At 72.0% G+C, this 24,343-nt stretch carries 23 protein-coding genes; 10 read left to right on the forward strand and 13 right to left on the reverse strand.

The annotated features are described in order from the left end of the window. Positions 1–65 precede the first annotated feature (65 nt). Entirely contained in the window at positions 66–1,424 is a 1,359-nt protein-coding gene (locus tag OG534_RS13390; RefSeq protein ID WP_326588316.1) for a carbohydrate-binding protein, read from the reverse strand. Positions 1,425–1,603: 179 nt separating this feature from the next. Here OG534_RS13390 and OG534_RS13395 point away from each other — a divergent pair, with 179 nt between their 5' ends. Next, positions 1,604–1,789, forward strand: a complete 186-nt coding sequence (locus OG534_RS13395; protein WP_030034983.1) for a hypothetical protein — start codon at positions 1,604–1,606, stop codon at positions 1,787–1,789. Positions 1,790–2,271: 482 nt separating this feature from the next. Here the strand turns inward: OG534_RS13395 and OG534_RS13400 are convergent, their stop codons facing one another. Continuing rightward, positions 2,272–3,219 carry a LysR family transcriptional regulator gene (locus OG534_RS13400; protein WP_326588317.1) on the reverse strand — a complete coding sequence of 316 codons (948 nt, stop codon included), beginning with the start codon at positions 3,217–3,219 and terminating at the stop codon, positions 2,272–2,274. 106 nt (positions 3,220–3,325) lie between these two features. Here OG534_RS13400 and OG534_RS13405 point away from each other — a divergent pair, with 106 nt between their 5' ends. Beyond that, a complete protein-coding gene (locus OG534_RS13405) occupies positions 3,326–3,775 on the forward strand; it encodes a nitroreductase/quinone reductase family protein (protein WP_326588318.1) in 450 nt (149 codons plus the stop codon). A gap of 92 nt (positions 3,776–3,867) precedes the next feature. Here the strand turns inward: OG534_RS13405 and OG534_RS13410 are convergent, their stop codons facing one another. The 5 genes from OG534_RS13410 to OG534_RS13430 all read right to left on the reverse strand — a co-directional run bounded on the left by OG534_RS13410 (position 3,868) and on the right by OG534_RS13430 (position 6,037). Beyond that, complete coding sequence (locus tag OG534_RS13410) at positions 3,868–4,419, reverse strand: GNAT family N-acetyltransferase (protein WP_326588319.1); 552 nt, start codon at positions 4,417–4,419, stop codon at positions 3,868–3,870. A gap of 52 nt (positions 4,420–4,471) precedes the next feature. After that, a complete protein-coding gene (locus OG534_RS13415; protein ID WP_326588320.1) occupies positions 4,472–5,044 on the reverse strand; it encodes a MepB family protein in 573 nt (190 codons plus the stop codon). Next, positions 5,037–5,513: a macro domain-containing protein gene (locus OG534_RS13420; RefSeq protein ID WP_326588321.1), complete on the reverse strand. Its 477-nt coding sequence runs from the start codon at positions 5,511–5,513 to the stop codon at positions 5,037–5,039. The genes OG534_RS13415 and OG534_RS13420 overlap by 8 nt, the downstream gene beginning before the upstream one ends. A 127-nt stretch (positions 5,514–5,640) precedes the next feature. Then, the gene (locus tag OG534_RS13425) at positions 5,641–5,853 is read right to left on the reverse strand and encodes a hypothetical protein (protein WP_326588322.1); all 213 of its coding nucleotides are present in this window, start codon (positions 5,851–5,853) and stop codon (positions 5,641–5,643) included. A 34-nt stretch (positions 5,854–5,887) separates the two neighbouring features. Then, positions 5,888–6,037 carry a hypothetical protein gene (locus OG534_RS13430; protein ID WP_326588323.1) on the reverse strand — a complete coding sequence of 50 codons (150 nt, stop codon included), beginning with the start codon at positions 6,035–6,037 and terminating at the stop codon, positions 5,888–5,890. A 298-nt stretch (positions 6,038–6,335) separates the two neighbouring features. On the opposite strand from OG534_RS13430, the gene OG534_RS13435 reads away from it, so the two are divergent. The 3 genes from OG534_RS13435 to OG534_RS13445 all read left to right on the forward strand — a co-directional run bounded on the left by OG534_RS13435 (position 6,336) and on the right by OG534_RS13445 (position 9,022). Further along, a complete protein-coding gene (locus OG534_RS13435; RefSeq protein ID WP_326588324.1) occupies positions 6,336–7,547 on the forward strand; it encodes a pyridoxal phosphate-dependent aminotransferase in 1,212 nt (403 codons plus the stop codon). A gap of 123 nt (positions 7,548–7,670) precedes the next feature. Beyond that, a complete protein-coding gene (locus OG534_RS13440) occupies positions 7,671–8,063 on the forward strand; it encodes an SCO4983 family protein (RefSeq protein ID WP_326588325.1) in 393 nt (130 codons plus the stop codon). A gap of 314 nt (positions 8,064–8,377) precedes the next feature. After that, positions 8,378–9,022, forward strand: coding sequence for an RDD family protein (locus OG534_RS13445; RefSeq protein WP_326588326.1), 645 nt, complete (start codon positions 8,378–8,380; stop codon positions 9,020–9,022). Positions 9,023–9,089: 67 nt separating this feature from the next. Here the strand turns inward: OG534_RS13445 and OG534_RS13450 are convergent, their stop codons facing one another. Further along, positions 9,090–9,512 (reverse strand): hypothetical protein, encoded by a 423-nt coding sequence (locus OG534_RS13450; protein WP_326588327.1) that lies wholly within the window; start codon positions 9,510–9,512, stop codon positions 9,090–9,092. Between the two features lie 143 nt (positions 9,513–9,655). On the opposite strand from OG534_RS13450, the gene OG534_RS13455 reads away from it, so the two are divergent. The 4 genes from OG534_RS13455 to OG534_RS13470 all read left to right on the forward strand — a co-directional run bounded on the left by OG534_RS13455 (position 9,656) and on the right by OG534_RS13470 (position 14,256). Further along, entirely contained in the window at positions 9,656–10,750 is a 1,095-nt protein-coding gene (locus OG534_RS13455) for a substrate-binding domain-containing protein (RefSeq protein WP_326588328.1), read from the forward strand. Continuing rightward, positions 10,747–11,934, forward strand: a complete 1,188-nt coding sequence (locus OG534_RS13460; protein WP_326588329.1) for a toxic anion resistance protein — start codon at positions 10,747–10,749, stop codon at positions 11,932–11,934. The genes OG534_RS13455 and OG534_RS13460 overlap by 4 nt, the downstream gene beginning before the upstream one ends. Before the next feature lie 65 nt (positions 11,935–11,999). Further along, positions 12,000–13,652, forward strand: a complete 1,653-nt coding sequence (locus OG534_RS13465) for a substrate-binding and vWA domain-containing protein (protein ID WP_442807226.1) — start codon at positions 12,000–12,002, stop codon at positions 13,650–13,652. Next, complete coding sequence (locus OG534_RS13470) at positions 13,639–14,256, forward strand: hypothetical protein (protein WP_326588330.1); 618 nt, start codon at positions 13,639–13,641, stop codon at positions 14,254–14,256. Before OG534_RS13465 ends, OG534_RS13470 begins: the two co-directional genes overlap by 14 nt. 267 nt (positions 14,257–14,523) lie before the next feature. Here OG534_RS13470 and OG534_RS13475 read toward each other — a convergent pair whose 3' ends face one another. Then, positions 14,524–16,362 carry a phosphoenolpyruvate carboxykinase (GTP) gene (locus OG534_RS13475; RefSeq protein WP_326588331.1) on the reverse strand — a complete coding sequence of 613 codons (1,839 nt, stop codon included), beginning with the start codon at positions 16,360–16,362 and terminating at the stop codon, positions 14,524–14,526. Between the two features lie 409 nt (positions 16,363–16,771). Between OG534_RS13475 and trhA the strand changes: the two genes are divergently transcribed. Next, positions 16,772–17,389, forward strand: a complete 618-nt coding sequence (gene trhA, locus OG534_RS13480) for a PAQR family membrane homeostasis protein TrhA (RefSeq protein ID WP_326593588.1) — start codon at positions 16,772–16,774, stop codon at positions 17,387–17,389. Positions 17,390–17,456: 67 nt separating this feature from the next. Here the strand turns inward: trhA and OG534_RS13485 are convergent, their stop codons facing one another. From OG534_RS13485 to OG534_RS13500, 4 genes are read right to left on the reverse strand one after another with little or no spacing between them, the layout of a single operon-like run. Then, a complete protein-coding gene (locus tag OG534_RS13485) occupies positions 17,457–19,871 on the reverse strand; it encodes a galactose oxidase-like domain-containing protein (protein ID WP_326588332.1) in 2,415 nt (804 codons plus the stop codon). Positions 19,872–19,894: 23 nt separating this feature from the next. Next, positions 19,895–21,124: a glycosyltransferase family 2 protein gene (locus OG534_RS13490; protein ID WP_326588333.1), complete on the reverse strand. Its 1,230-nt coding sequence runs from the start codon at positions 21,122–21,124 to the stop codon at positions 19,895–19,897. 6 nt (positions 21,125–21,130) lie between these two features. After that, positions 21,131–22,909: an ArnT family glycosyltransferase gene (locus OG534_RS13495; RefSeq protein WP_442807082.1), complete on the reverse strand. Its 1,779-nt coding sequence runs from the start codon at positions 22,907–22,909 to the stop codon at positions 21,131–21,133. Beyond that, positions 22,906–24,279, reverse strand: a complete 1,374-nt coding sequence (locus OG534_RS13500) for a glycosyltransferase (protein WP_326588334.1) — start codon at positions 24,277–24,279, stop codon at positions 22,906–22,908. The genes OG534_RS13495 and OG534_RS13500 overlap by 4 nt, the downstream gene beginning before the upstream one ends. Positions 24,280–24,343: the final 64 nt, after the last annotated feature.

Below are 24,343 nucleotides of genomic sequence, written 5' to 3' on the forward strand. Positions count from 1 at the left end.
CGCGAAGGTGCCGTGACTCCCCCCTTGGCAGTCACGGCACCGGTTCCCGGCCTGGCGCGGGTCCGTCAGACCCGCTGCCAGAGCGCCGGGACGTTCGGCGGCTCCCAGCCCGTCTGGGCCTGGTGCCCCTGGACGCAGCGGTAGGTCGCGCCGCCGTGGGTGACGGTCGCGCCGGCCGCGTAGACGGTGCCGGCCTTCCAGGTGCCGCCCGGCTCGGGCTCGCCGGGGCCGGGACCGGGGCCCGGGTCGCTGCCGCTGACCTTGAGGGTCAGTCCGTACGCCGACAGGATCGGGTTCAGCGGCTGGAAGAAGGTGGTCCCGCCGCTGGAGCAGTTGCCGGAACCGCCCGAGGTCACGCCCTGGGCCTGGCTCCCGGAGATGTAGGAGCCCCCCGAGTCGCCGGGCTCGGCGCAGACCGTCGTACGGGTCACGCCGGAGATGGTGCCCTCGGGGTAGGTGACGCTGGTGTTGTGCTGCTGGATCGTGCCGCAGTGCCAGCCGGTGGTCGAGCCGGAACGGCACACCGAGGCCCCGACCGGCTGCAGGACCGAGCCCGTGACCTGCACGTTCGCACCCCCGCTGCCCTTCACGTACGGGGTCGCGGTCCACTGGGCGTTCGCGGCCACCCAGGCCATGTCGTTGCCGGGGAAGACCGAGGCCTGGAAGGTGCCCTGGGCCACGCGGTTGAAGCCGGTGGTGGTGGTTCCGGCGCGCCCGCAGTGCCCGGCGGTGGCGAAGCCGTGCGTGGTCCCCTTGGTGACCGGGAAGCCCACGGAGCAGCGGCCGCTGCCGTTCATGTAGTACGCGTCCCCGCCCCGCAGGTCGTGGAGGGGACGCGGGGCCTCGGCCGTGCGGACCACCGTGACCAGGGCCGCGTCGGTGCCGGTCGCGGCCAGCAGCGCCGCCGCCGCCCCCGCCTCGGTCTCCTCGACGACCAGGGTGTTGGAGCGCGGGTCGACGTAGCGGACCGGGGTCGTCGGCCCGGCGGCCCGGTCCAGTGCGGCCCTGGCGCCGTCGAGGTCGGCCAGGGCGCGGGTGACCAGCTGCGCCCGGGCCCCGGTGGCCCGTATCGCGGCGGTGTCGGCGGCCTGGGTGGTGGCCACGGTGAGGGTCGAGGCGTCGGCCCCGTCCACCCAGGCCCCGGCGAAGGCGGCGCCGAGCCGGGCCCGGAGCCGGGCGGCGGTGGCCCCGGCCTCGGCCTCGTGGGCGAGTCGCGCCTTGGCCTGCGTGCGGGTCAGGCCGAGGTCGCGCTGCATGGCGGCGAGCAGCTCGGGCGGGGCGTCGGCGGTGCGCAGGGTGGTCGCCGCCGAGGCGGGGGCCGGGGCGGGCGGGGCGGAGTCGGCGGTGGCGCCGCTCGTCCCGGCCAGCAGCAGCCCGGCGGCGGCCAGGGCGGTACACGCCGCGCGGGCGTGTCGCTTGAGCATGGGGGATCTCCTCGGTTTCCGGTGGGGGTCTGCGGAAACCGTAGAAATCCGAACCGGCTTGTGGGAGCTGCCAGTTGGCCCCTCCCCCGGTGGTATGCCCGCGGCCTCGCGGCGGCCGAAGTGCGTTCATGGGACGGTGGCCGGACTATGGGGCCAGGGGAAACCGTAGGAGGTACGCGATGGTCAGTGAACCCGACGAGCAGCCCACACGGTCGGACCGGCTCTTCACGGGCGGGGAACGGCCGTACGACCCCGAGGACCTCGTGATGGCGACCGGCCACGACCCGACTCCGGAGCGGGTCGAGAAGGCACGCAAGCTGATCGAGAAGGAAGGCCCGCAGGTCATCGAGCGCTACCTGCCCTGAGCAGCCCAGCGCCCCAAGCTGCCCAGACGCCCCCGACCAAGGCCGGGGGCGTCCACCCGCACCCCGATCCAGCCCCTCCGGCCCATTCCAGCCCCTCCGGCCCATTCCAGCCTCGCCGGCGTTTGAGGCGCGGGGCGGGGGGCGGAGCCCCGATCATCCAGCCCCGCCGGCGATTGAGGCGCGGGGCCCGGGGCGGAGCCCCGATCATCCAGCCCCGCCGGCGATTGAGGCGCGGGGCCCGGGGCGGAGCCCCGATCATCCAGCCCCGCCGGCGTTTGAGGCGCGGGGCCCGGGGCGGAGCCCCGATCATCCAGCCCCGCCGGCGTTTGAGGCGCGGGGCCCGGGGCGGAGCCCCGATCATCCAGCCCCGCCGGCGTTTGAGGCGCGGGGCCCGGGGCGGAGCCCCGATCATCCAGCCCCGCCGGCGTTTGAGGCGCGGGGTCCGGGGCGGAGCCCTGGGAGACGGCGCCGCAGACGACCCGCTACACCGCCGGCCAGGCGACCGGCACGGCCCCCGCCCCCGCCGCCCTCACCAACGCCTCCGCATGCGCAGCCCCCGCATGCCCCAGCACCTCCACCGCCCGCCCCGCCGCCGGCCCCGCGGGATGCCACCCCAGCAGATGCCGCCACACCAGCGGATTCCCGGCCAGCGGCCGCGTGACCACCCCCGGCGTCACCGGAAACGTGGCCCGGCACAGCCCGACCGCCCGCCCCACCTGCACGAGGTGCACGCAGGACGCGGTGTCGGTCTCGTACACGCACGCCGGCGTGAAACCGGCCCGCACACACGCCGCGGCGAAGCAGTCGCCGAAGCACCCGTCGCCCGGTACGTCCGTCCACGCCTCCGCGGCCAGCTCGGCCAGCTCGATCTCCCCGCGCGGAGCCAGGGCCAGCGGATGGTCCTCGGCCAGCATCACGTGCACCGGATCCCGCGCCACCTCCATCCAGGCCAGACGCCCCGGCCCGGGCGGCGCGCTCTCCCCGCAGACCCCGACGAGCGCGAAGTCCAGGCGCCCGTCGGCGACGCTCCCGGCGATCTCCCTCTCGGACCAGGAGGTGTACGTGGTCACCGGTACGCCCGGTTCCTCGTGGGCGAGCCGGTCCACGAGCCCGCCGAGCAGCGGCCCGTGCGTCCCGCCGAGCCGGTAGCCCTGCGGCCCCTGCCGGGCGAACCTCAGCGCCTCCTCCTGCAGCTCGCACACCGCGGGCAGCAGGACCCGCGCCCGTTCCAGCACGAGCTCCCCGAGCGCGGTGGCCCGTACGCCCTCCCGCCCGCGGACGAACAGCGCCCCGCCCAGCGCGCGCTCGATCCGTTTCAGCTGCGTACTGAGCGCGGGCTGTGCGAGACCGAGGGCGGTGGCGGCCCGGGTCAGACTTCCCGCGTCGGCGACGGCCCTGACGATCTTGAGGTGCCTCAGCTCCAGATCCATGCCACGAGCTTGGTCCAGACCTGAGGAGGTGCGCTACGGGTCGTGCGCATCCAGAATCGTTCATGCTCGTTAGCCGCCAGGGGGACACAACCCTAAGGACAGGTAAATGCACGCACTCGACGTCGACTGGGACCACCCCACGGACCCGCGCCCCGGCCCACGGCTCGACCACGTCCGCTCGTACGTGACCACCGCGGGCGCCGACGGGCACCTCTGGCACGGAGTCCCCACCCTCCTGCTCACCACGGTCGACCGCTCCACCGGCCGCACGGTCCGCACCCCGCTGATCTACGGCGAGGACGCGGGCCGCTTCATCGTCCTGGCCGCCGCCTACGGCGCCCCGGACCACCCCCGCTGGTACGACAACCTCACCGCCCACCCGGAGGTCCGCCTCCAGGTCGGCTCCGCCTCCTTCAAGGCGTCCGCACGCACGGCCACGCGCGCGGAGCGGGAGACGTACTGGGACATGATGACGGCCCTGTGGCCCCTCTTCGAGGACGACCAGGCGGCCGCCCGCCCCCGCGAGATCCCCCTGGTGATCCTGGAGCGCCCCTAGAGCGTGTCGTGGGCGTACGGCCCGGCCCGGCCGCTCCGCGGGCGCGGGCGCGGGCAGCAGGGGACGGGGACCGGGACCGGGACGGAACGCCGCTAGGTGGTCGGCGCGGCGACCGCGCTGTACGTGCGCCCGCCCACGACGTAGTCGCCGAGCGGGATCATGCCGAAGCCGTCGACGTGCACCCTCCACGACGGCACGTTCCCGGCTTCGATGAAGGCCACCACCGCGTCGGCGCGCTCCGACGCGGCCGCGACGGCCATGGTGAACAGCGCCCGGGCCACGCCGCGGCCCCGGTACGCGGCATCGACCACGACCGGCCCGTAGAGCATCCACCGCACCTCGCCCAGCGGGCGCCCCTCCCACTCCAGGGCGTCCTGCGCCTGGAGCAGGCCCGCGACCGGCGGCGACGGGTCGGCGGCGGCCGTGGGCACGGACAGGGCGAGGAGCCCGGCGATCCGACCGCCGTCGTCCGCGACCAGCAGCTCCCGCGCCCCGGCCATCGCGCGCAGGACCCCGGCGTCGAGGCGGCCCTGCACGAACCCCTGCTCCGCCCGCTGCCGCTCCGTCAGGGCGTCGTGGTGGTTGGCGGCGAAGAGCTCGGCCAGGGCGGGCGCGTCGGCCTCGGTGGCGTACCGGTACTGCATGGCGCGATCGTGCCACGGCCGCGCCGCTCGGACTCGGCGCCGCCACCAGGGCCTACGGGTGATAGAGCGCGCGGCAGCGGGCGGTGTCGACCCCGCCGTCCTCGCTGAGCGGCAGGAAGTGGTCGGCCTGCCACGCCTGCGTCCCGCGGGCCTGGCGGCTCTCCACCGCGACCCACGGCGGGTAGACGCGGAAGGCGCGTTTGCCGCCGGCCCCGTCCACGGAGAAGACGCCCCGCCTGCGGAGCACGTCCCGGGGAAAGACGAACTGCCCGAAGCCGTCGGCGTCCCGGGAGCTGACGACGACGAGGTCGACGGGGTCCTGCACGTCGAAGGGCCGGATCGGCCCGCCGGGGGAACGCTTCCACACCGTGACGAACTGGCCGGCCTTCGCCGGGGTCGTCCTGGCGACACGGAACCGGACGAAGAGGCCGTCGAGCGTGAAGGAGTGCGCTCCGTACTCGGCGCTCTCCGCCTCCGGGACCGGCCGCGAACACGCGAACCCGCACGGGTCGTAGACCAGCGCCTTCGCCGCGAGGAGGTCTCCGTGCAGCGGCTTGCGGGGCACCGGCTCCCCGTACGGCGGCTCGTGGTCCTGCCAGGGCGAGGTCGAGGACGGCTCATCCATGGTCGTAGACGGTCACTTCCACGTCGCGCGCGCACAACGCCGCGGTGATCAGCGGCTCGATGCGCGACCAGGTGCCGCCCGCGAGTCCGCACCCGATCCTCGGCATGTGGACACTGGCCCCCAGCTCGACGGCGTGCCCGGCCAGCGCGGCGAGGCAGCGCTCCACGGCGTCGTAGCGGATCGGCGGCCCCCCGCTGCCGGTGCGTATCCCGCGCTGGCCGACCATGTTGGCCACCCACACATCGGGCTGGACCCGCACCACCTGCACGGCGCCCAGCCCGAAGTCGTTCCCGCTCCGCCCCCGGTGCCAGGTCCGGTACGCGGCCTCGGGCTCGGGCCAGCGCTTCGAAACGGCCACCACGAAGCCCTTCCCCCACCCGCCGAGGTCATTGCAGACATGGGCGATGACTTTGGGCCCCTTGGCCTGGGGACTTGTCGCATCTCCGGCGATGATCCTGAGCGGCTTCATGCCCCCACGCTAAGCGGGACCACTGACAACGAGGACGAGCCGAACCCGGCCAGGCGCGCCGTGGCCCGTCGGAGCACCCCCGCCGATTCCGCCCCGCCGATTCCGCCCCGCTGCGGGCCGCCCCGCCTCAGAGGTACTCGCGGGCGAACTCCACCGCCCAGGCCACCGCCGCCACCGGGACGCTGCCCGACTGCGGGTCGATGCTGAGGCGGGCCGCCTCCCAGTCCTGATCGTGTTCACGGAAGATCGCGAAGTGCCCTTCCTCCACGGCCCCTTCCGGCCTGACCAGGAACTCGATCGCCCGGTCGTCGCCGTCCGTGCCGACCGTGGTGATCGCCATGTCTCCGACTGTGAACTCCACTGCCTCGCGCCCCTCAGTTGCCGCCGTACAGGTACGGCAGCAGGTGCAGCCCCAAGAAGATCGCCCCTGCCGCCATGAGGGCGCCCGCGGCAGCCACGATCACCGTGCCCACGCGTTCCACGCCGCGCCGGTGGTCCGCCGGCTTCCACTCGCCCTGGTTCATGCACCCAGCTTCCACGGCGGGCCCGCCCGGCCGCATGAGTGCGCGTACTCATGCGGCGTACTCAGTCACCCCGAGCCCCCCGAGTCCCTTGAGCCCCACATGGTGACGAGCACAACAGAAGAAACTTCCCGCGCGCCCCGGCCCCACCCATTCCGCAGGCCGGAACGGCGGCCCGGCCCCGGATTCCAAGGGGGGATCGCGCCACCACCCACCCATTGCCCGAAATGGGACATTTCACCCTTCGAGCTCTCTTCGAAAAGACGCGCCAAGCCCGCACCCGGGCCCGTAAGCTCCCGTCATGCAGGTGATCCAGTCAACCAAACTCGCCAATGTCTGCTACGAGATCCGCGGCCCCGTGCTCGAAGAGGCGATGCGGCTCGAAGCAGCAGGTCATCGCATCCTCAAGCTCAACACCGGCAACCCCGCGGCCTTCGGCTTCGAGTGCCCGCCGGAGATCCTTGAGGACATGCTCCGCAACCTGGGCAGCGCCCACGGCTACGGTGACGCGAAGGGGCTCCTGTCCGCGCGGCGCGCGGTCATGCAGCACTACCAGACCAAGGGCATCGACCTGGACGTCGAGGACATCTACCTCGGCAACGGCGTCTCCGAGCTGATCCAGATGTCGATGCAGGCCCTGCTCGACGACGGCGACGAGGTTCTGGTCCCCGCACCGGACTACCCGCTGTGGACCGCTTCCGTCTCCCTCGCCGGCGGCACGGCCGTGCACTACCGCTGCGACGAGCAGGCCGACTGGATGCCCGATCTCGCGGACATCGAGCGCAAGGTCACCGACCGCACCCGGGCGATCGTGATCATCAACCCGAACAACCCGACCGGCGCCGTCTACGACGAGGCGATGCTGCGCGGGCTGACGGACATCGCGCGCCGCCACAACCTCATCGTCTGCTCGGACGAGATCTACGACCGGATCCTCTACGACGGCGCGAAGCACTTCAACACCGCCGCCATCGCCCCGGACCTGCTGACGCTGACCTTCAACGGGCTCTCGAAGAACTACCGCGTCGCCGGCTACCGGGCCGGCTGGATGGCCGTCTGCGGTCCGAAGAAGCACGCCTCCTCCTACATCGAGGGCCTCACGGTCCTGGCGAACATGCGCCTGTGCGCCAACATGCCCTCGCAGTACGCCGTGGCCACCGCGCTCGGCGGCCGGCAGTCGATCGAGGACCTGGTCCTGCCCGGCGGACGGATCCTGGAGCAGCGCAACGTCGCGTACGACCTGCTCACCCAGATCCCGGGCGTCACCTGCGTGAAGCCGAAGGGCGCGCTGTACGCCTTCCCCCGGCTGGACCCGTCCGTCTACAAGATCAAGGACGACCGGCAGATGGTCCTCGACCTGCTGCGGGCCGAGAAGATCATGGTGGTGCACGGCACCGGCTTCAACTGGCCCGAGCCCGACCACTTCCGGATCGTGACCCTGCCGAACACCAAGGACCTGGCCGACGCCGTGACGCGGATCGGGAACTTCCTCGACGGATACAGCCAGCTGTAGACGCGCGGAGAGGCCTCGCCGGCGGACGCCCGGCGGGGCCCGCACGACCAAAAACAGGATCCAGCTCAACTTTAGAACCAATCCAATGTAGGATGGTCTCCTGACCACGCAGGAGGCCACCTCATGTACGAGCCGATCCGCACGAAGCCGGTCGTCCACCTCATGGGTGACAACCGCGCCGACTACCCCCACAGCAGCCGCGGCGAAGCGCTGGACATCCAGCTCGGCGGCCACCTCGCGGCCCTCCTCGCCGTCACCGACGAGCTCGGGCTCGACGAGGCCGCCGCCGAGATCGCCGCCCAGGTCACACGGCTGCGCGGATCCCAGCCCGCCCGGGCGCCGCAGCGCCCCGCCGGAGACCTGGCCGCGCTGCACCAGCGCGCGCACGACCTCGCCGCCCGCGCGCTCGTCGTCGCCGCGTCCCGCGCCGACACCACCGTCGCGATCCTCGCCGCCGAGCGCATGGACGCGCACACCGCCGCCCTGAAGTCCCTGGACCTGGCCGGCGCCCTCTAGACGGCCCCGGTCCGGGGCCGCGGAGGCTCCGGACCGGGCGCCATACCTCCTACGGGCCGTTCCGCCGCGGCCCGTTGCCCTACGGCCGTTCCCCCGCGGCCCGTTGCGGCCCCCCACGGCTTTACCGCGGCTCTCCCGCGGCCCTCTCCCCTCCCCTTCGCGGCCCTCGGCACGGGCAGCGAATTGGACAGAACCCGGCGCTCCGAACACGATGGTGGCCGAAAGATCGCGGCAGCACGGGGGAGGCCGCTCACACGATCCATCTCCTCCAGGCCGCTTCGTCCCCCCTTTCAGCACCCTGGAGAGATAGCGCCATGAGCTTCGGCGACCCGAACAACCCCTACGGCCAGCAGCCCCCGCAGGGCCAGCCCGGCTACCCGCAGCAGGCCCCCCAGGGCGTGCCCCCGCAGTACGGCTACCCGCAGCAGCCGCCGCAGGGCGCGGTCCCGCAGTACGGCTACCCGCAGCAGCAGACCCCGCCGCCGCCGTACGGCGCGTACCCGCCGCCCGGGATGCCGGGCATGCCGGGCACGGGCATGCCGCCGCTGGCCCACTGGGGTCTGCGCGTGGGTGCGTCCCTGCTCGACGGCCTGATCATCGCCGGCCCGATGTACGCGCTGGGCTTCATCGACCTCGCCACCAGCGACAACCCGGACGAGCCCGGCGTCCCCTTCCTCATCGGCGTGCTGTACGCGATCGGCATGTCCTTCTTCCAGCTCTACAAGGAGGGCAAGACCGGCCAGTCGATGGGCAAGAAGATCGTCGGCATCAGCCTGCACCGCGAGGCCGACGGCCGCACGCTCGGCTTCGGCATGGCCTTCGTCCGCAAGCTGGCGCACGCCCTCGACAGCTTCTCCTGCTACGTCGGCTGGCTGTGGCCGCTGTGGGACGCCAAGAAGCAGACCTTCGCCGACAAGGTGTGCAGCACCGTCGTCATCAAGGTCAACAGCAACGGCTGAGCGCGCCACAGCGCTCGCCGGCCCGCCGGCCCGCCGGCCCGCCGTGAGGACCGGTGGCGACACGCCCCTACGGGGTCCGCGCGAACTCCGCGCCGGCCACCCCGCACCAGGGCACCGTCGCCACCGGCCACACCGGGCCGACCGCCTCCCCGTACTCGGTCGCGCCCGGGACCACGCCCGGGATCTTCACCAGCGCCTGGGCGGCCCGCCGGCCCGGGTCCGGTTCAGCGCCGTCGCGGAACTCCACCGTGACGACGTACGCGCCCGCACCCTCGGCCCGCCCCGCCGCCTGCACCGCGGCCACCACGCGCCGGCTGGCCGGATCGATGCGGCACCCGATGACCCGAACGTCCTCCACCGCCGCCCGGGGCGGCGCATCCTGCGGTCCGCCGCCGCTCGCCCACACGTACAGGCCCAGCGGGGCGAACACCAGCAATCCGGCCAGTGTCACCAGGCCGACCAGCCAGCCCTGCCACTTCAACGCGCTCACGCCCATGCCCCGATCCTCCCGGGCCGCCGCCCCTCCCACCAGCACCCGCGGGCTCACACAGCATTTCGAAGTGGGACCGCCTGGACACCTGACGTTCATTCAACTCCGCGCGGAATGTGGGTTTCCGCGAGCACGCTGCACCCGTGAGACGCATCCTAGGAATCGTCCTGGGCCTCCTCCTGATCGGCGGCGTGCTCTACGTCGTCGCCTTCCAGGGGCAGGATCACCCAGAAACCACGGCAACGAAGACCGTGCGTGGCGTCATCGGCTCGGAGAAGTCCGAATTCTTCCGCGACCCCGACGTCGTCAAGGCCCTTGCAGCCAAGGGCTACACCGTGAAGACGGAGACCTCGGGCTCCTGGGCGATGGACCAACTCGCCCTCAAGGACTTCGACTTCGCCTTCCCCAGCAGCAGTGAACCCGCCAAGGAGGTCGCGGCGGCCGCCGGGGTCAAGGGGGCCCAGGAGACCAAGCCCTTCTACTCCCCGCTCGTCGTCATCGCCCGACCGGGCGCCGCCCGGGTACTGGCCGACAACGGCCTCGCCCAGATGAGCGGCAAGAGCTCCGGGACCCTGCTCATGGGCCCCTTCCTCAAGGCCGCCGGCGAGGACCGCACCTGGCAGCAGCTGTCCGGCTCCTCCGCCCACGCGGAGCTGACCGGCACGGTGTTCATCAAGACCACCGACCCGGCCTCCTCCAACTCCGGCGCCCTCTTCCTGGCCGCCACCTCCAACGTCGCGAACGGCAACAGCGTGGTCGCCGACGACGCCGCCATCGCGCGCACCGCACCCCTGATGCGCAAGCTGATCTCCGTCCAGGGGGCCCTCGAACAGAGCACCGACGACCCCTTCCGGGCCTTCATCAGCGGCAGCGGCGAACCGCTGATCCTGGTGTACGAGTCCCAGGTGGCCGCCCTGCTGCTGCAGAACCAGGACCCCGGCGACATGGTGGTCCTCTACCCGGACACCACCGTGAACACGGCGCACACCTTCGTCCCGCTGAACGAGAAGGCGAAGGAGCTGGGCACCCTCCTCGCCACCGATCCGAGGCTGCGCGAACTCGCCGTGCACCGCGGCTTCCGCCCGCAGGACGGCGTCGCCGAGTTCACCGCCGCGACCGCCCCGCACACCGCCCACCTCAACGCGGGTCTGACCGGCATCCGCCAGGTCGGCACACCCACCGTCAAGATCCTGATGACGCTCGCCCAGCGCGCCAAGGGCCAGGGGGACACACCATGACACTGACACCACCCGAGGACACCCCGCTGGTCCTCAGCGCGCCGGATCCCGTCGCTCCCGTCCGCAAGGAGCAGGCCGCCGGACTGGTCCCGCTCCAGGACGGCGTCCGCGACGAGATGGCCCGCCGGGCCGGGGAGTACGTCGGCTCGCTCGCCGCCATCGACGCCCGCTCCCCCGAGTTCGCCCAGCGCATCGGCGAGATCGCCGCACTCGGCTCCGCCGACATCCGCAGCGCCGCCCAGCAGTCCAACCGGATGCTGGAGCGGACCGTACGCTCCCTCGGCTCCGACGGCGCCGGCGACGCCCAGGGCCGCGTCGCCGGCTCCCTCGTCGAACTGCGCCGCACCGTCGAGGACCTCGACCCGCGGGACACGCCGGCCAAGGGGGCCCGCAAGCTGCTCGCGAAGCTGCCGGGCGGCAACAGGTTCCGCGACCACGTGGCGAAGTACGCCTCCTCGCAGGCCGTCCTCAACAAGATCGTGGGCTCGCTGCGCAGCGGCCAGGACGAACTGCGCCGCGACAACGCGGCCCTGCACACCGAGCGCTCGCGCCTGTGGGAGACCATGGGCAAGCTCCAGGAGTACGCGGTCCTCACCGAGGCCCTGGACGCGGCCGTCGAGCAGCGGGTCGCCGAGGCGCAGCACACCGATCCGGGGGCCGCCGACGCGATGCGCGCGGACGTGCTCTTCCCGGTCCGGCAGAAGCACCAGGACCTGCTGACACAGCTGGCCGTCTGCGCCCAGGGCTACCTGGCGATGGACGTGGTCCGGCGCAACAACGACGAGCTCATCAAGGGCGTCGACCGGGCCGCCACCACCACCGTCTCGGCCCTGCGGATCGCCGTGATGCTGGCCTCGGCGCTCGACAACCAGCGCAAGGTGGTCGAGCAGGTCAACGCCCTGAGGGGCACCACCGAGGACCTGATCCGGGGCAATGCGGAGATGCTGTCCACGCAGAGCGGCGAGATCCAGCGGATCGCGGCCGATCCGGCGGTGGGGGCGGAGACGCTGCGGACGGCCTTCGCGCAGATCTACAAGACGCTCGACGCGATCGACACCTTCAAGGTGCAGGCCACGGAGAACATGGCCGCGACGGTGGAGTCGCTGGCCGGGGAGCTGCGGACCGCCTCGGCGTACCTTGCGCGGACGCGGACTTCGAGCGCGCTCGAAGGAGGAGCCCAGTGAGGCGGTGGACCGGCGGGCACACCGCCTGCGCGGGGCAGCCGGGCTCCGCCCGGACCCGCGCCTCCATCGCCGGCGAGGCTGGAAGGGGCCGCCGGCGAGGCTGGATCGGTGCGCTGATCGTTCTCGTTGCAGTGACCGCCTGTACCGCCGAAGGCGCGGCCAAGCCCGAGAAGTCCGTGTACAAGGAGGGCACCCTGCGGGTGTTGGCGTCCAGTGAGCTCGCCGACATGGAGGCCGTGCTGAAGGCCGCGAAGGCGGCCACCGGGGTCACCGTCGAGCTGACCGCGTCCGGGACGCTCGACGCGGTCGAGCAGATCGCCTCGGGGAAGGCCGACGGCAAGTACGACGCGATCTGGCTGTCCTCCAACGACTACCTGCGGCTGCGGCCCGAGGCCGCCGGGAAGCTGTCCAGCGAGACCCCGGTGATGTCCTCGCCGGTGGCCATCGGCGTGAAGCCGGAGGCGCTCGCCCGGCTCGGCTGGAAGCCCGGCGAGGTGACCTGGTCGGCGGTGCACGAGGCGGTGGCCGGCGGGAAGCTGACGTACGGGATGACCGACCCGGTGCGCTCCAACTCCGGTTTCTCCGCCCTGGTCTCGGTGGCGTCGGGACTGTCGGGCGCGCAGGCTGCGCTGAGCGACGCCGACGTGAAGACGGCCCGGCCCAAGCTGAAGGAGTTCTTCGCCGGGCAGAAGCTGACCTCGGGGTCATCCGGCTGGCTGGCGACCGCGTACGGCAAGCGCGGGGACGTGGACGCGCTGGTGAACTACGAGTCGGTGCTGCTGTCCATGAACCGGGACGCGAAGGACGCGAAGGACGCGAAGGCCCCGCTGACGGTGATCCGGCCGCGCGACGGCGTGGTCACCGCCGGCTACCCGCTGACCCTGCTGACCTCGGCCCCGGCCGGGGCCCGCGACGCGGGGCGGGCGCTGACGGACTACCTGCGCGGCCCCGAGGCGCAGAAGGCGATCACCGAGCAGACCTTCCGCCGCCCGGTCGCGGCCGGGGTGGCGCCGGCCGCCGGGCTGGACGCGGAAAAGCGGCGCGAGCTGCCGTTCCCCGGCTCGCTCTCGGTCGCCGACGGCCTGCTGGCCTCGTACGAGAACGAGCTGCGCCGGCCCTCGCGCACGGTGTACGTCCTGGACACCTCGGGTTCGATGAGCGAGGAGGACCGCATCGGGCGGCTCAAGTCGGCGCTCACCGATCTGACGGGCACCGGAACGTCGGGGACCGGACAGCGGTTCCGGGACCGCGAGGAGGTGACCCTGCTGCCGTTCGGGTCCAAGGTGAAGAAGGTACGGACGCACATCGTCGAGCCCGGCAACGCGGGGCCGGCCCTGGACGCGATCCGGGGCGACGTGAAGGCGCTGGAGCCGGAGGGGGGCACGGCGGTCTACGGCAGCCTGGAGGCGGCGTACCAGCACCTGGGCAAGGGCGGTGCGGACGCGTTCACCTCGATCGTGCTGATGACGGACGGCGAGAACACCGAGGGCGTCGGGGCCAAGCACTTCGACTCCTTCTACGCCGCTCTGCCCGAGGCGCAGAAGCAGACGCCGGTCTTCGCGGTGCTGTTCGGCGACTCGGACCGCAAGGAGCTCACCCACATCACCGAGCTGACCGGCGGGCGGCTCTTCGACGCCACCGGCACGGGGGTCCCCCCAGCGGTAGCTGGGGGCGGTTCGCTGGCCGGCGCCTTCGAGGAGATCCGTGGCTACCAGTAGGGCCAGCGGCCGGGTGCTCGGCTACCTGGAGTCGAAGAAGAACCTGGCGGGCTCCGCTTGCGGGGTGGCCGGGCTGGGCCTCACCCTGGCCGGGGTGGCGGGCGCGTACTGGCCGCTGGTGGTCGCCGGGCTGTACGGCGCGGGCGCGCTGATCGCACCGCCGGAGCGGGTGGCGCCGCCGCACCACCCGGACCCCGCCGAGCAACTCGGGGTCGTACGGGAGGACTTCGGGCGGCTGCGCGCGTACCTGGCGGAGGTGGAGCTGCCGGCGGCCGCCGCGGGCAAGCTCGCCGAGCTCCTGGAGTTCTACGAGGCCCTGCTCGATCCGGGGTGGGTGGCGGAGGTCCTGGCCGCCGATCCGGAGTCGGTGCACACGGTGTCCCGGGCGGTGCGGCAGGACGTGCCGGAGTGCGTGGACACCTACAACCGGACCCGGTGGTGGGCACGGCTCTCGCCCGGCGGCGAGTCCCCCGAGCAGCAGCTGGAGCGGCAGCTGGCGGCGCTCTTCGAGGAGGCGGAACGCGTGACGGCGACCCTCCGCGAGGCGGAGGCGCTGCGCCAGCAGACGCACACGACCTACCTGGAGGACCGCGGCCGGTCCTGAGCCGGTTACCGGTCCGCGGAACGGGGCTGCGGAACGGGGCTGCGGGACGGGGCTGCGGGACGGGGCGCGGAACAGCGGTCGGCGGACGCGGGAAGGCGCCCGGCGGGAAATCCCGCCGGGCGCCCTCTCGTTTTGCCGGCCCGGGTGTTCGTGCACCCGGGCCGGTGTTGCGGTGGGAACCGCTTGGTCGGGGGATCCCACTGCGGTGGGCGCCGCTTGGTCGGGGGCTCCCACGTTCTTCGGCCCTTCTTCAGGGCGCGGCCTGGCTCAGCCCAGGCGCTCGACCAGCGCGTGGTACTGGTCCCACAGCTCCTTCGGAGTGTGGTCGCCGTAGGTGTTGAGGTGCTCGGGGACCAGGGCGGCCTCCTCGCGCCACACCTCCTTGTCGACGGTGAGGAGGAAGTCGAGGTCCTCGGCGGGGAGGTCCAGGCCTTCGAGGTCGAGGGAGTCCTTGGCCGGCAGGACGCCGATGGCGGTCTCGACGCCTTCGGCGGTGCCGTCGAGGCGGCCGACGATCCACTTCAGGACGCGGCTGTTCTCGCCGAAGCCCGGCCACACGAACTTGCCCGCGTCGTTCTTGCGGAACCAGTTCACGTAGTAGATCTTCGGGAGCTTCGCCTGGTCCTTGTCAGCGGCGACCTTGACCCAGTGGGCCATGTAGTCGCCCATGTTGTAGCCGCAGAACGGCAGCATGGCGAAGGGGTCGCGGCGCAGCTCGCCGACCTTGCCCTCGGCGGCGGCGGTCTTCTCGGAGGCGATGTTCGAGCCGATGAAGACGCCGTGGTTCCAGTCGAAGGACTCGGTGACCAGCGGCACGGCGGAGGCGCGGCGGCCGCCGAAGAGGATCGCGGAGATCGGGACGCCCTTGGGGTCCTCCCACTCGGGGGCGATCGTCGGGCACTGGGAGGCCGGGACGGCGAAGCGGGCGTTGGGGTGGGCCGCCGGGGTCCCGGACTCCGGGGTCCAGGCGTTGCCCTTCCAGTCGATCAGGTGGGCGGGCGCCTCTTCGGTCATGCCCTCCCACCACACGTCGGAGCCGTCCGGGGTGAGCGCGACGTTGGTGAAGACGGTGTTCGCGTACATCGTCTTCATGGCGTTGGCGTTGGTGTGCTCGCCGGTGCCGGGCGCGACGCCGAAGAAGCCGGCCTCGGGGTTGATCGCGTACAGGCGACCGTCCTCGCCGAAGCGCATCCAGGCGATGTCGTCACCGACGGTCTCGACGGTCCAGCCGGGGATCGTGGGCTCCAGCATGGCGAGGTTCGTCTTGCCGCAGGCGGACGGGAAGGCGGCGGCGATGTACTTCGCCTCGCCCTCGCCGGCCGGCGGGGTGAGCTTGAGGATGAGCATGTGCTCGGCGAGCCAGCCCTCGTCGCGGGCCATGACGGACGCGATGCGCAGGGCGTAGCACTTCTTGCCGAGCAGGGCGTTGCCGCCGTAGCCGGACCCGTAGGACCAGATCTCGCGGGTCTCCGGGAAGTGCGAGATGTACTTGGTGGTGTTGCACGGCCACGGGACGTCGGCCTCGCCCTCGGCGAGCGGAGCGCCGAGGGTGTGGACGGCCTTGACGAAGAAGCCGTCGCTGCCGAGCTCGTCCAGGACGGGCTTGCCCATGCGGGTCATGGTGCGCATGGCGACCGCGACGTAGGCGGAGTCGGTGATCTCGACGCCGATCGCGGAGAGCTCGGAGCCGAGGGGGCCCATGCAGAACGGGACGACGTACATCGTCCGGCCCTTCATGGAGCCGCGGAAGATCCCCTGGTCGCCGTCCGTGCCGGTGAAGAGTTCCTTCATCTCGGCCGGGGCTTTCCAGTGGTTCGTGGGGCCCGCGTCCTCCTCCTTCTCGGAGCAGATGAAGGTCCGGTCCTCGACGCGCGCGACGTCGGAGGGGTCGGAGGCGGCGTAGTACGAGTTCGGGCGCTTTGTCTCGTCGAGCTTCTTGAACGTTCCCTTGGCGACGAGCTCCTCGCACAGGCGCTCGTACTCGCCCTCGGAGCCGTCGCACCAGACGACGCGGTCCGGCTGGGTGAGGGCTGCGATCTCGTCCACCCAGGAGATCAGCTCCTGGTGAGTCGTCGGGATGGTGGGAGCCGCGTTGTCGCGCGCCACGATTGCTCCTTGTTGAGGGGTGTGTTTGGTGTAGGCCCCGTGGGGGCTGCGACCCGGACGCTTCGCGCTCCGCTCATCCGGTGTCGACCGCACTCATCTGATCATCCGGTGGATGTGCGCATATGTCCAGAGGGCCTCTCACGTGAGCATTGCCACGTCCGTCAATCTTCCGTAAAGACCACTAACGGAAACCTACGGACCCGTAGGTAGCATGGCGCGCATGACTTCAGACGCCGCCGCCGTCCCGGCCGCCGAGGCCGCACCGGCCGCCGGGGCCACACCGGCCGCACAGGTCGCGCAGGCCGCCGAGACCGTCAAGGCCGAGGCCCTCGATGTCGCCGAGACCGTCAAAACCCGGGCGACCGAGGTCGCCGAGACCGTCGAGGCCGCCCTGGAGGCCAAGCCGCTGATGCGCGGCTGGCTGCACACCGGGATGTTCCCCGCCGTGGTCGTCGCGGGCCTGGCCCTCATGGCCTTCACCGACTCCACCCGGGCACGCGTGGCCTGCGGGATCTACATCCTCACCGCCTGCCTGCTCTTCGGCGTGAGCGCGGTCTACCACCGCGGGACCTGGGGACCGCGCGGCGAGGCCATCCTGCGGCGCCTCGACCACGCCAACATCTTCCTGATCATCGCGGGCACCTACACCCCGCTGACCGTCCTGCTGCTCCCGTCCTCCACCGGACGGACCCTGCTGTGGGCGGTGTGGATCGCGGCCGCCGCCGGCATCGCCTTCCGCGTCTTCTGGGTCGGCGCACCGCGCTGGCTCTACACCCCCTGCTACATCGCCATGGGCTGGGCGGCGGTCTTCTTCCTGCCCGACTTCATGCGCACCGGCGGCATCGCCGTCCTCGTCCTGGTGATCGTCGGCGGCCTCCTCTACAGCGTGGGCGGGGTCATCTACGGCATGAAGCGCCCGAACCCCTCCCCCCGCTTCTTCGGCTTCCACGAGGTCTTCCACTCCCTGACCCTCGCGGCCTTCGTGGCCCACTACGTCGGCATCTCGCTCGCCGCCTACCAGCACTGAGAGAACGGGGAAGGGCCCGGCCGCCGCTCCCGCGAGCGGCGGCCGGGCCCTTCCCGTGTCCCGTGGTTCAGCAGGCGTAGCCGTCGCGGTCGGGGTCCAGGCGCAGCGGATCGCTGCCGTTGACCTTCAGTCGCTTCGGGTACTTGTGGGACGCCAGCCAGTCGCAGCGGGCCTTCGTCGTCTCCTTCACCTCGGCCGGGAAGCGGGTCGGCACGCACACGTTGACCGTGCCGTAGTGCCGGTCGCAGCCGGCCACGCTCGGCGGGACCGGGACGGAGTCCCGCTTGGCCGGGTTCTTCTTCGCGGGCCCCAGCTTGTCCGCGAAGGCATGCTCGTGCGCGGACGGCTGATCCTGGGCGGCCGCCAGCGCGGACGGTCCGCCCAGGTGCACCCAGGTCGCGATCGAGGGGACGCCGTTCGCGTCGACCGCGAAGAGCATGTACCAGCCGGGCGGCGCCAGGTTGGGGTTGCTGGTGACGTTGAGGTCGATGTTGTTCCCGTCGACGGTCATCGGCAGGTCCACGAACCGCTGGTTCGGGTCCGAGGAGTGCGTGACCGCCGCCGGACGGATCAGCTCCGCCTTGACGACCGGCCGGTTGACCGTGATCCGCTGCGTGTCCCCGTACACCCACTGCGTGTCGATCACCGAGGCGATCTGCGGGCGGGCGCCCTTGAAGAGGTAGGGCGGCGTGTAGATCGACACGCTGTGGTTGTAGGTGCCGTTGCCCGGGTTGTCGCCGACCGACATGACCCGGCCGTCCGGCATCAGGAAGGACGCCGAGTGGTAGGTCCGCGGGATCGGGTCGGTGGCCAGGCCCGCCTGGTAGGTGTTGGTCGTCGGGTCGAAGAAGGAGGCCTCGAAGACCGGGTCGGCCCGGTCGTGCAGCCCGCCGCCGGTCTCCAGCACCTTGCCGTCCGGCAGCAGCACCGCCGACACGAACATCTTGCCCTCGGCGCCGGTCTGCGGCCGCTTGCCCTGGCCCTGGTCGACCAGGCCCTGCGGGATCGGCGGCCCGGCCGTGTAGGCGGGGCTGGGCTGCTTGAGGTCGATGATGTCGGTGAGCCGGTTGGCCGCCGGGTTGCGCTCGTTGTTGCCGCCGCCGATGGTCAGCACCCGCTGGTCCTGCGCCGGGGGCAGCAGCACGCTCGCCGACTCGTCCCGCTCGTCCTTGTTGCGCAGGCCCGGCACGTCGGTGATGGTGTTGGCGCCGTAGTCGTAGATCGAGGCGCCGGTGCCCGGGGTGCCGTTGCCGAAGGTGTGGCTGCCCGAGTAGAAGAGCCGCCCGTCCTGCATCAGGATCATCGACGGGTACAGGCCCCAGTACGACCAGGTCTGGTTGACCTCGTTCATCGGCAGCCACTTGTTCTGCGCCGCCGAGAACTTCTCCGCGGTCACGTTGCCCGTGGAGTCCTCCTTCAGCCCGCCGAAGGAGATCACGTCACCGTTGCCGAGGACCGTCGCGGACGGGTACCAGTGCCCGCCGTTCATGTCGTTCGTCTTCGTGTACGTCTCGGTCGCCGGGTCGAAGGTGTACGAGTCCTTCAGCCCCTGGTAGCCGATCGTGCCGTCGGCCGACGGGTACCCCTTGTTGCCGCTCATCACCAGCACCCGGCCGTCGGACAGCTGCACGTGCCCCGCGCAGAACATGTCCACCGGCGTCGGGATCGTCTTGAAGGAGCCGTTCGCCGGGTTGTAGACGGCCGAGGTGAAGGTGCCCGCGTTGAACTGGGAGATGTCGTTGCCCGACCCGGCGATCAGCAGCACCTTGCCGTTCTTCAGCACCACGGCGTGCATCGAACGCACCGGGTTCTGGGCCGGGATCACCTCCCACTTGCCCTTGGCGCACTCCTCCGCCGTACCCGAACAGGCCGGCTGCGGCGGCACCGCGCCCACCTCCTCCAGCGCGTAGTCGTCGGAGGTGAGCGAGCCCACCCCGTAGACCGACAGACCCCACGCGATCTTGTCGGTGTTGGGCGGGACCGCGGGCGTACGGACCTCCGTACGCGCCCAGGCGGCACTCACGGGCGGATTCTGCAGGTCGGTCCAGTACTGCCAGCCCGCCGTCGTGTCGCGGCGGAACACCGTCACCGACACGTCCGGGGTGTCCGACTTGTACCAGGCGGACAGGTCGTACTGCCTGCCCGGCGTGACGGTCGGCGCGCAGGTGGTGTTCTCGGTGACCAGGGCCTTGCGGTCGCCGTCCACGCGGCGGGTGAGCGAGACCTTCATCGCCTTGGTGCCGCTGTGCGCGTCGGCGACGGTCGCGAAGGTGAAGTCGTTGTCGCCCCAGCCGGACTTGGACCAGCAGGACGGCATGTCGGCGCCGGCGGCGCCGGCGGTCTCGAAGCCGGGATTGGAGAGGAGGTTGGGCGGGCCGGCCGTGGCCTGCTGCGGTGCGGTGAGCAGCAGGCCCGCGGTCATCGCCCCGACGGCGAGCAGGGCGGCACGCCGCCCGGCCCTCCGCCGGATCGTCAGACGCATGGAAAGGATCCCTTCTGTGCGGCTCAACTCCTGGGGTGGCGTCCCGACGTGGTCGGGGCGCCCGGGGTGGTCGGAGTGGGCGACCGGCGCGGGGTGTCCGACCGGCGCGGCAGATAGACCAGGGCCTCGGTGGCCGCGAACCGCAGGACGAAGGTGGTGACCAGCGCGAGAGCGGTGGCCGGCAGCACCTCCATCCCGAACCTGGCCACGAACACCGCGATCAGCGGGATGCGCAGCAGCAGGTCCGCATTGGCCAGCAGGGCGAAACGCCCGACTCGGTCCGCCCAGTGCCGGTGCCGGCGCCGGTCACGGAAGAGCAGGGTCTCGATGAGGAGGAAGTTCCACAGGACCCCCGCCTGGTTGGCGATGATCTCGGCGGGGAGGTAGTGCATCCCGCCGCGGGTGAGCAGCCACAGCGCGGCCAGGTTCGGGACGAAACCGGAGAGCCCGATCAGCCCGAAGCCGACCATGCGGGCCAGCGGGGTCGCGGAGCGCAGCGAGGCGAGGTGGGCCAGGAACCGCATGCCCTCGCGGGCGGTGGACTTCGACTCCCCCGAGTAGCGGTCCTGGAAGACGAACGGCACCTCGGCGACCTTGCCGGGGCGGCAGCGCACCGCCAGCTCCAGCAGGATCTTGTAGCCGAGCGGCTTCAGGGCCTCCGCGGTGACCGCCGAGCGGCGCATCGCGAAGAAGCCGCTCATCGGGTCGCTGATCCCGCGCAGCGCGCGCGGGAAGAGCCCCTTGGTCAGCCAGGTCGCACCGCGGGAGACGGCGATACGGTAGCTCCCGGCGAGTCCGGCCCGGCTGCCGCCACTGATGTAGCGGGAGGCCACGACGAGGTCCGCGCCCGTGCGCTCGCCCTCGCCGACGAGTTCGGGCACCAGGTGCGGCGGGTGCTGGAGATCGGCGTCCATGACGACGATCCAGTCGGTGTCCGCCCGCTTGACCCCCTCGACCACGGCCCCGCCGAGACCGCCCTCGGCGACCTCCCGGTGCAGGACGGACACCGGGAACGGGTGATCGGCGGCGGCCTTCTCGATGACGGCCGGGGTGTCGTCCGTGGAGTCGTCCACGAACAGCACCTCGCAGGGCAGGTGGTCGGGGAGCGCCTCACCGAGCCGGCGCAGCAACTCCCCCACGTTCCCCGACTCGTTGAAGGTCGGGATGATCAGGGTGACGCTGCCGGTCAGCGCCTGCGGAGCGGCAAGCTCCGCATCGACCGGGGCATGGAGGGACCACAGCTCCTCGCTCATGGTGGCTCAGCTCCCACTCGTACGGTCGGCGCGCGCGGCGCGGTCGGCAAGGGCGGCGGGATCGGCAGGGGCGGCGGGATCGGCGGGATCTGCGGGATCGGTGCGGCGTATCTCGATGCGGTCCTCACCCGACCCGAAGACGGCCACCACGGTCGAATGCTCCAGCGCCGCCTTCACCGTGGGCAGGTCCACCGCGTCGCGGCGCACCGTCGGCGAGGAGACCACGTAGTCGATGTCCTGCCAGCCGCCCGGCAGGGTCTTGGTCACGGCGGGGTCGAGGTCGGCCTTGTAGAACCAGATGGCACCGAGCCCCGGCTCGAAACCGTGGTGCACGGCGTCCAGCCACAGCGCGTCGTCCAGCAGCACCCGGGTCCCCGCCGGATCGGCGACCTCGCTGCCGAGCCAGGCCGCGGCCTGCCGGTACGGGGCGTTCGCGTCCACCGTGAGCGCCGTGCGGTTGCCGTCGTACCAGCGCGGCAGCACGTACACCGCGGCGGACGCGGCGAGGACGCAGAGCACCGCCCAGCGCGCCCACACCTGCACCCGGCGCTCCCCGGGGCCGCGGCGGCGCCGCAGCACCGCGTGCGTGATGCTGGCCGCGCCCCCGGCGAGCACCAGGGCGAGGAACGGCAGCGCCTGGATCACGTACATCGCCGGGAGGTACCCGGAGGGCCGCATCGCGACGACGGCGAGGATGACGGCGGCGAGCGCGGGGCCCGCCAGCGCGCGGGCGGTGACGGACCACCGGTAGGTGGCCAGCAGCAGGACGGCGCCGGCCAGCCCGCCGAGCGGCAGCACGGTGTCGTAGTACAGCCAGGACCGGAACACGCCGTTCGAACCGGAGCCGGGGGTGAGGATGAAACCGGAGCCCTCGCGGCCCATCTGATACGTGATGCCGTCGATGAGCGAGACGTGGCCGGAGCCGGGCAGCAGCTCGCCGTTGAGCAGGGCGTACAGCGGGTACGACAGTCCGATCAGCGCGCAGGCGGTGACGGCCCCGGTGACGGCGAACTTGCGGGTGTCGCGGTGGCTGTGGCGCCACATCGTCACCAGCAGCGCCGGAAGCACCACCAGCATCGTCTCCTTGGTCAGGACGGCGGTGGCGGCCGCCAGCCCGGACCCGAAGTGGTGCCACAGGTGGCGGCTCGGTGACGCGGCCAGGCAGAAGGCCAGCAGGATCCACATCACGGCGAGGTTGTCGAGGAAGATCTCGCGCTGCAGGACCACCGAGAGCGGGGACAGCCCGAAGAGGGCCATCGCGAGCCCCGCCGCCCAGCGCGGCAGCCACAGCCGGCGCGCGAGGACGTACATCAGCACGGAGCTGACGCCGGAGACCGCGAGCATCGAGAAGCGCATGGGCGCGACGGTCATCCAGTCGGGCACGAAGAGGGACGGCAGGTACGTCAGGCCCGCGACCTGGATCCAGCCGAGCGGCGGATGGTCGTACCAGTACGTGTAGTGGGCGAGGCCGTCGCCCTGCTGGACGGCCCACGCCTGGGCGAGGTAGGTGCCCTCGTCGTCGCTCAGGGTCGGGAAGTTGGTGATGTTCCAGCCCTGGACGCACACGATCACGAGCAGCAGGGCGCCGCACAGCAGCAGGTCGGGGCGGGAGGAGCGGAAGCGCACGAGCGGGCGGGCGGGGGCGGCCGGGCGGACGCCGAGCCCGCCGACGGGGCCGCGCCGGCCGGGAACGGTGAGGGTCTGGGACTGGGGCTGGGGCTGGGGCTGGGGCTGGGGCTGGGGCTGGGGCTGGGGATCAGTGGCCGTGGGCAGGGTGGCGGTCACTGGTGGCTGTCCTCTCGGATCGCGGTGGAGGCGGAGGGAGCGGCGGTGGCAGGGCTCACGGCGGTCGCGGCGGTGGCAGCGCTCACGGCGGTCGCGGCGGTAGGAGCGGTCAGGGCCGGCGCGGCGGTCGCCGTCGTCAGGTGGGCGCCGGTGTGGCTCGTCAGTTCCCACTCGTTGCGGCCGCGCTGCTCGCGCCAGACGGCGCGGATCGCGGCGCCCGCGAGCATCACCTGGTAGAACGGCCCGCCCACGACGAGCTTCACGTAGTGCACGAAGCGCACGCGCAACCCGTACTGGCGGCCGAAGTCGTGCAGACCGACGATCTCGAAGACGAACGTCACCAACGCCGTGATCATGGGGAGGAAGGTGATGATCGCGATGCCGACCGGCACGTCGAGGAAGACGGCGACGGCGAAGTTGAGCGGGATGATCACGCCCGACGCGGCCTGCATGAACGGCGTCATCAGCGTGTAGCGGGCGAGCCAGCGCTGACCGCGCCCGGGCAGCTGCTGCCAGTCCTTCTTCCGGTACACCTGCAGGAACCCCTGGTTCCAGCGCGTGCGCTGCTTGAGCAGGCTCACCAGCGAGCCGGGCGTCTCCTCGCGCGTGACCATGTCGGAGTCGTAGGCGACGACGACCTTCTTGCCGACCGACGACAGCCGCACCCCGAGGTCGCAGTCCTCGGCGAGGCAGTCCTGGTCCCAGCCGCCGGCCTCGCGCAGCACCTCGGTGCGCACGAAGACGGTGTTGCCGCCCAGCGGGATGAAGCCCTTCTCGGCGTGCAGGTGCAGGCGGGAGCGGAACCAGAAGAAGTACTCCAGGCAGTTGCGCAGGCTGTACCAGCTGGAGTGGAAGTTGATGAGCTGGACCCCGCCCTGGACCACGTCGGCGCCGGTGGAGCGGAAGGCGTGGTCGACGTGGGCGAGCAGCTCCGGGTGGACCTGGTCCTCGGCGTCGAAGACCCCGACGATGTCACCGCGGCAGGACGGGAGGGCGGTGTTGAGGGCCTTCGGCTTGTTCTTCGTCTCGTGGTGGTCGACGACGACCCGGACCCGGGCCGGCTCGCGGGCGGCGGCCCGTTCGGCGACGGCGGCGGTCTCGGGGTCGTCGTGCCCGACGATCACGATGATCTCGTAGTCGGTGTGGCTCGACTCCAGGAGCCGGTCGATGGTGTGCTCCAGGACCGCCTGCTCGTGGCGGGCGGGCAGCAGCAGCGAGAAGGCCAGGCGGCCCTCGCCGTCGGGCCGGTCGAAGCGCGTGGAGGCGAGCACCTCGGGAGTCCGCCACGCGTGCATCTGCCACCAGAGCGTGAACGCGGCCATCCAGAAGAGCGCCAGCGAAATGACAACAATGAACACAGAGGTGTACAAAATGCCCCCCACAGACCCGCCGCCCCCCGGCGGCGATCAGCAAACCCCCTCGGAGGCTCACGGC

The sequence above is a fragment of the Streptomyces sp. NBC_01294 genome (assembly GCF_035917235.1).
In the GTDB taxonomy this organism is placed as follows: Bacteria; Actinomycetota; Actinomycetes; order Streptomycetales; family Streptomycetaceae; genus Streptomyces; species Streptomyces caledonius.

Bases quoted from the DNA above. Each gene is read 5' to 3' on its own strand.
- OG534_RS13485 (WP_326588332.1), bottom strand. From the start codon at position 19,871: ATGCGTCTGACGATCCGGCGGAGGGCCGGGCGGCGTGCCGCCCTGCTC.
- OG534_RS13415 (WP_326588320.1), bottom strand. From the start codon at position 5,044: ATGGATGAGCCGTCCTCGACCTCGCCCTGGCAGGACCACGAGCCGCCG.
- OG534_RS13420 (WP_326588321.1), bottom strand. From the start codon at position 5,513: ATGAAGCCGCTCAGGATCATCGCCGGAGATGCGACAAGTCCCCAGGCC.
- OG534_RS13490 (WP_326588333.1), bottom strand. From the start codon at position 21,124: ATGAGCGAGGAGCTGTGGTCCCTCCATGCCCCGGTCGATGCGGAGCTT.
- trhA (WP_326593588.1), top strand. From the start codon at position 16,772: ATGCGCGGCTGGCTGCACACCGGGATGTTCCCCGCCGTGGTCGTCGCG.
- OG534_RS13410 (WP_326588319.1), bottom strand. From the start codon at position 4,419: ATGCAGTACCGGTACGCCACCGAGGCCGACGCGCCCGCCCTGGCCGAG.
- OG534_RS13425 (WP_326588322.1), bottom strand. From the start codon at position 5,853: ATGGCGATCACCACGGTCGGCACGGACGGCGACGACCGGGCGATCGAG.
- OG534_RS13390 (WP_326588316.1), bottom strand. From the start codon at position 1,424: ATGCTCAAGCGACACGCCCGCGCGGCGTGTACCGCCCTGGCCGCCGCC.
- OG534_RS13435 (WP_326588324.1), top strand. From the start codon at position 6,336: ATGCAGGTGATCCAGTCAACCAAACTCGCCAATGTCTGCTACGAGATC.
- OG534_RS13405 (WP_326588318.1), top strand. From the start codon at position 3,326: ATGCACGCACTCGACGTCGACTGGGACCACCCCACGGACCCGCGCCCC.
- OG534_RS13445 (WP_326588326.1), top strand. From the start codon at position 8,378: ATGAGCTTCGGCGACCCGAACAACCCCTACGGCCAGCAGCCCCCGCAG.
- OG534_RS13395 (WP_030034983.1), top strand. From the start codon at position 1,604: ATGGTCAGTGAACCCGACGAGCAGCCCACACGGTCGGACCGGCTCTTC.
- OG534_RS13400 (WP_326588317.1), bottom strand. From the start codon at position 3,219: ATGGATCTGGAGCTGAGGCACCTCAAGATCGTCAGGGCCGTCGCCGAC.
- OG534_RS13460 (WP_326588329.1), top strand. From the start codon at position 10,747: ATGACACTGACACCACCCGAGGACACCCCGCTGGTCCTCAGCGCGCCG.
- OG534_RS13440 (WP_326588325.1), top strand. From the start codon at position 7,671: ATGTACGAGCCGATCCGCACGAAGCCGGTCGTCCACCTCATGGGTGAC.
- OG534_RS13430 (WP_326588323.1), bottom strand. From the start codon at position 6,037: ATGAACCAGGGCGAGTGGAAGCCGGCGGACCACCGGCGCGGCGTGGAA.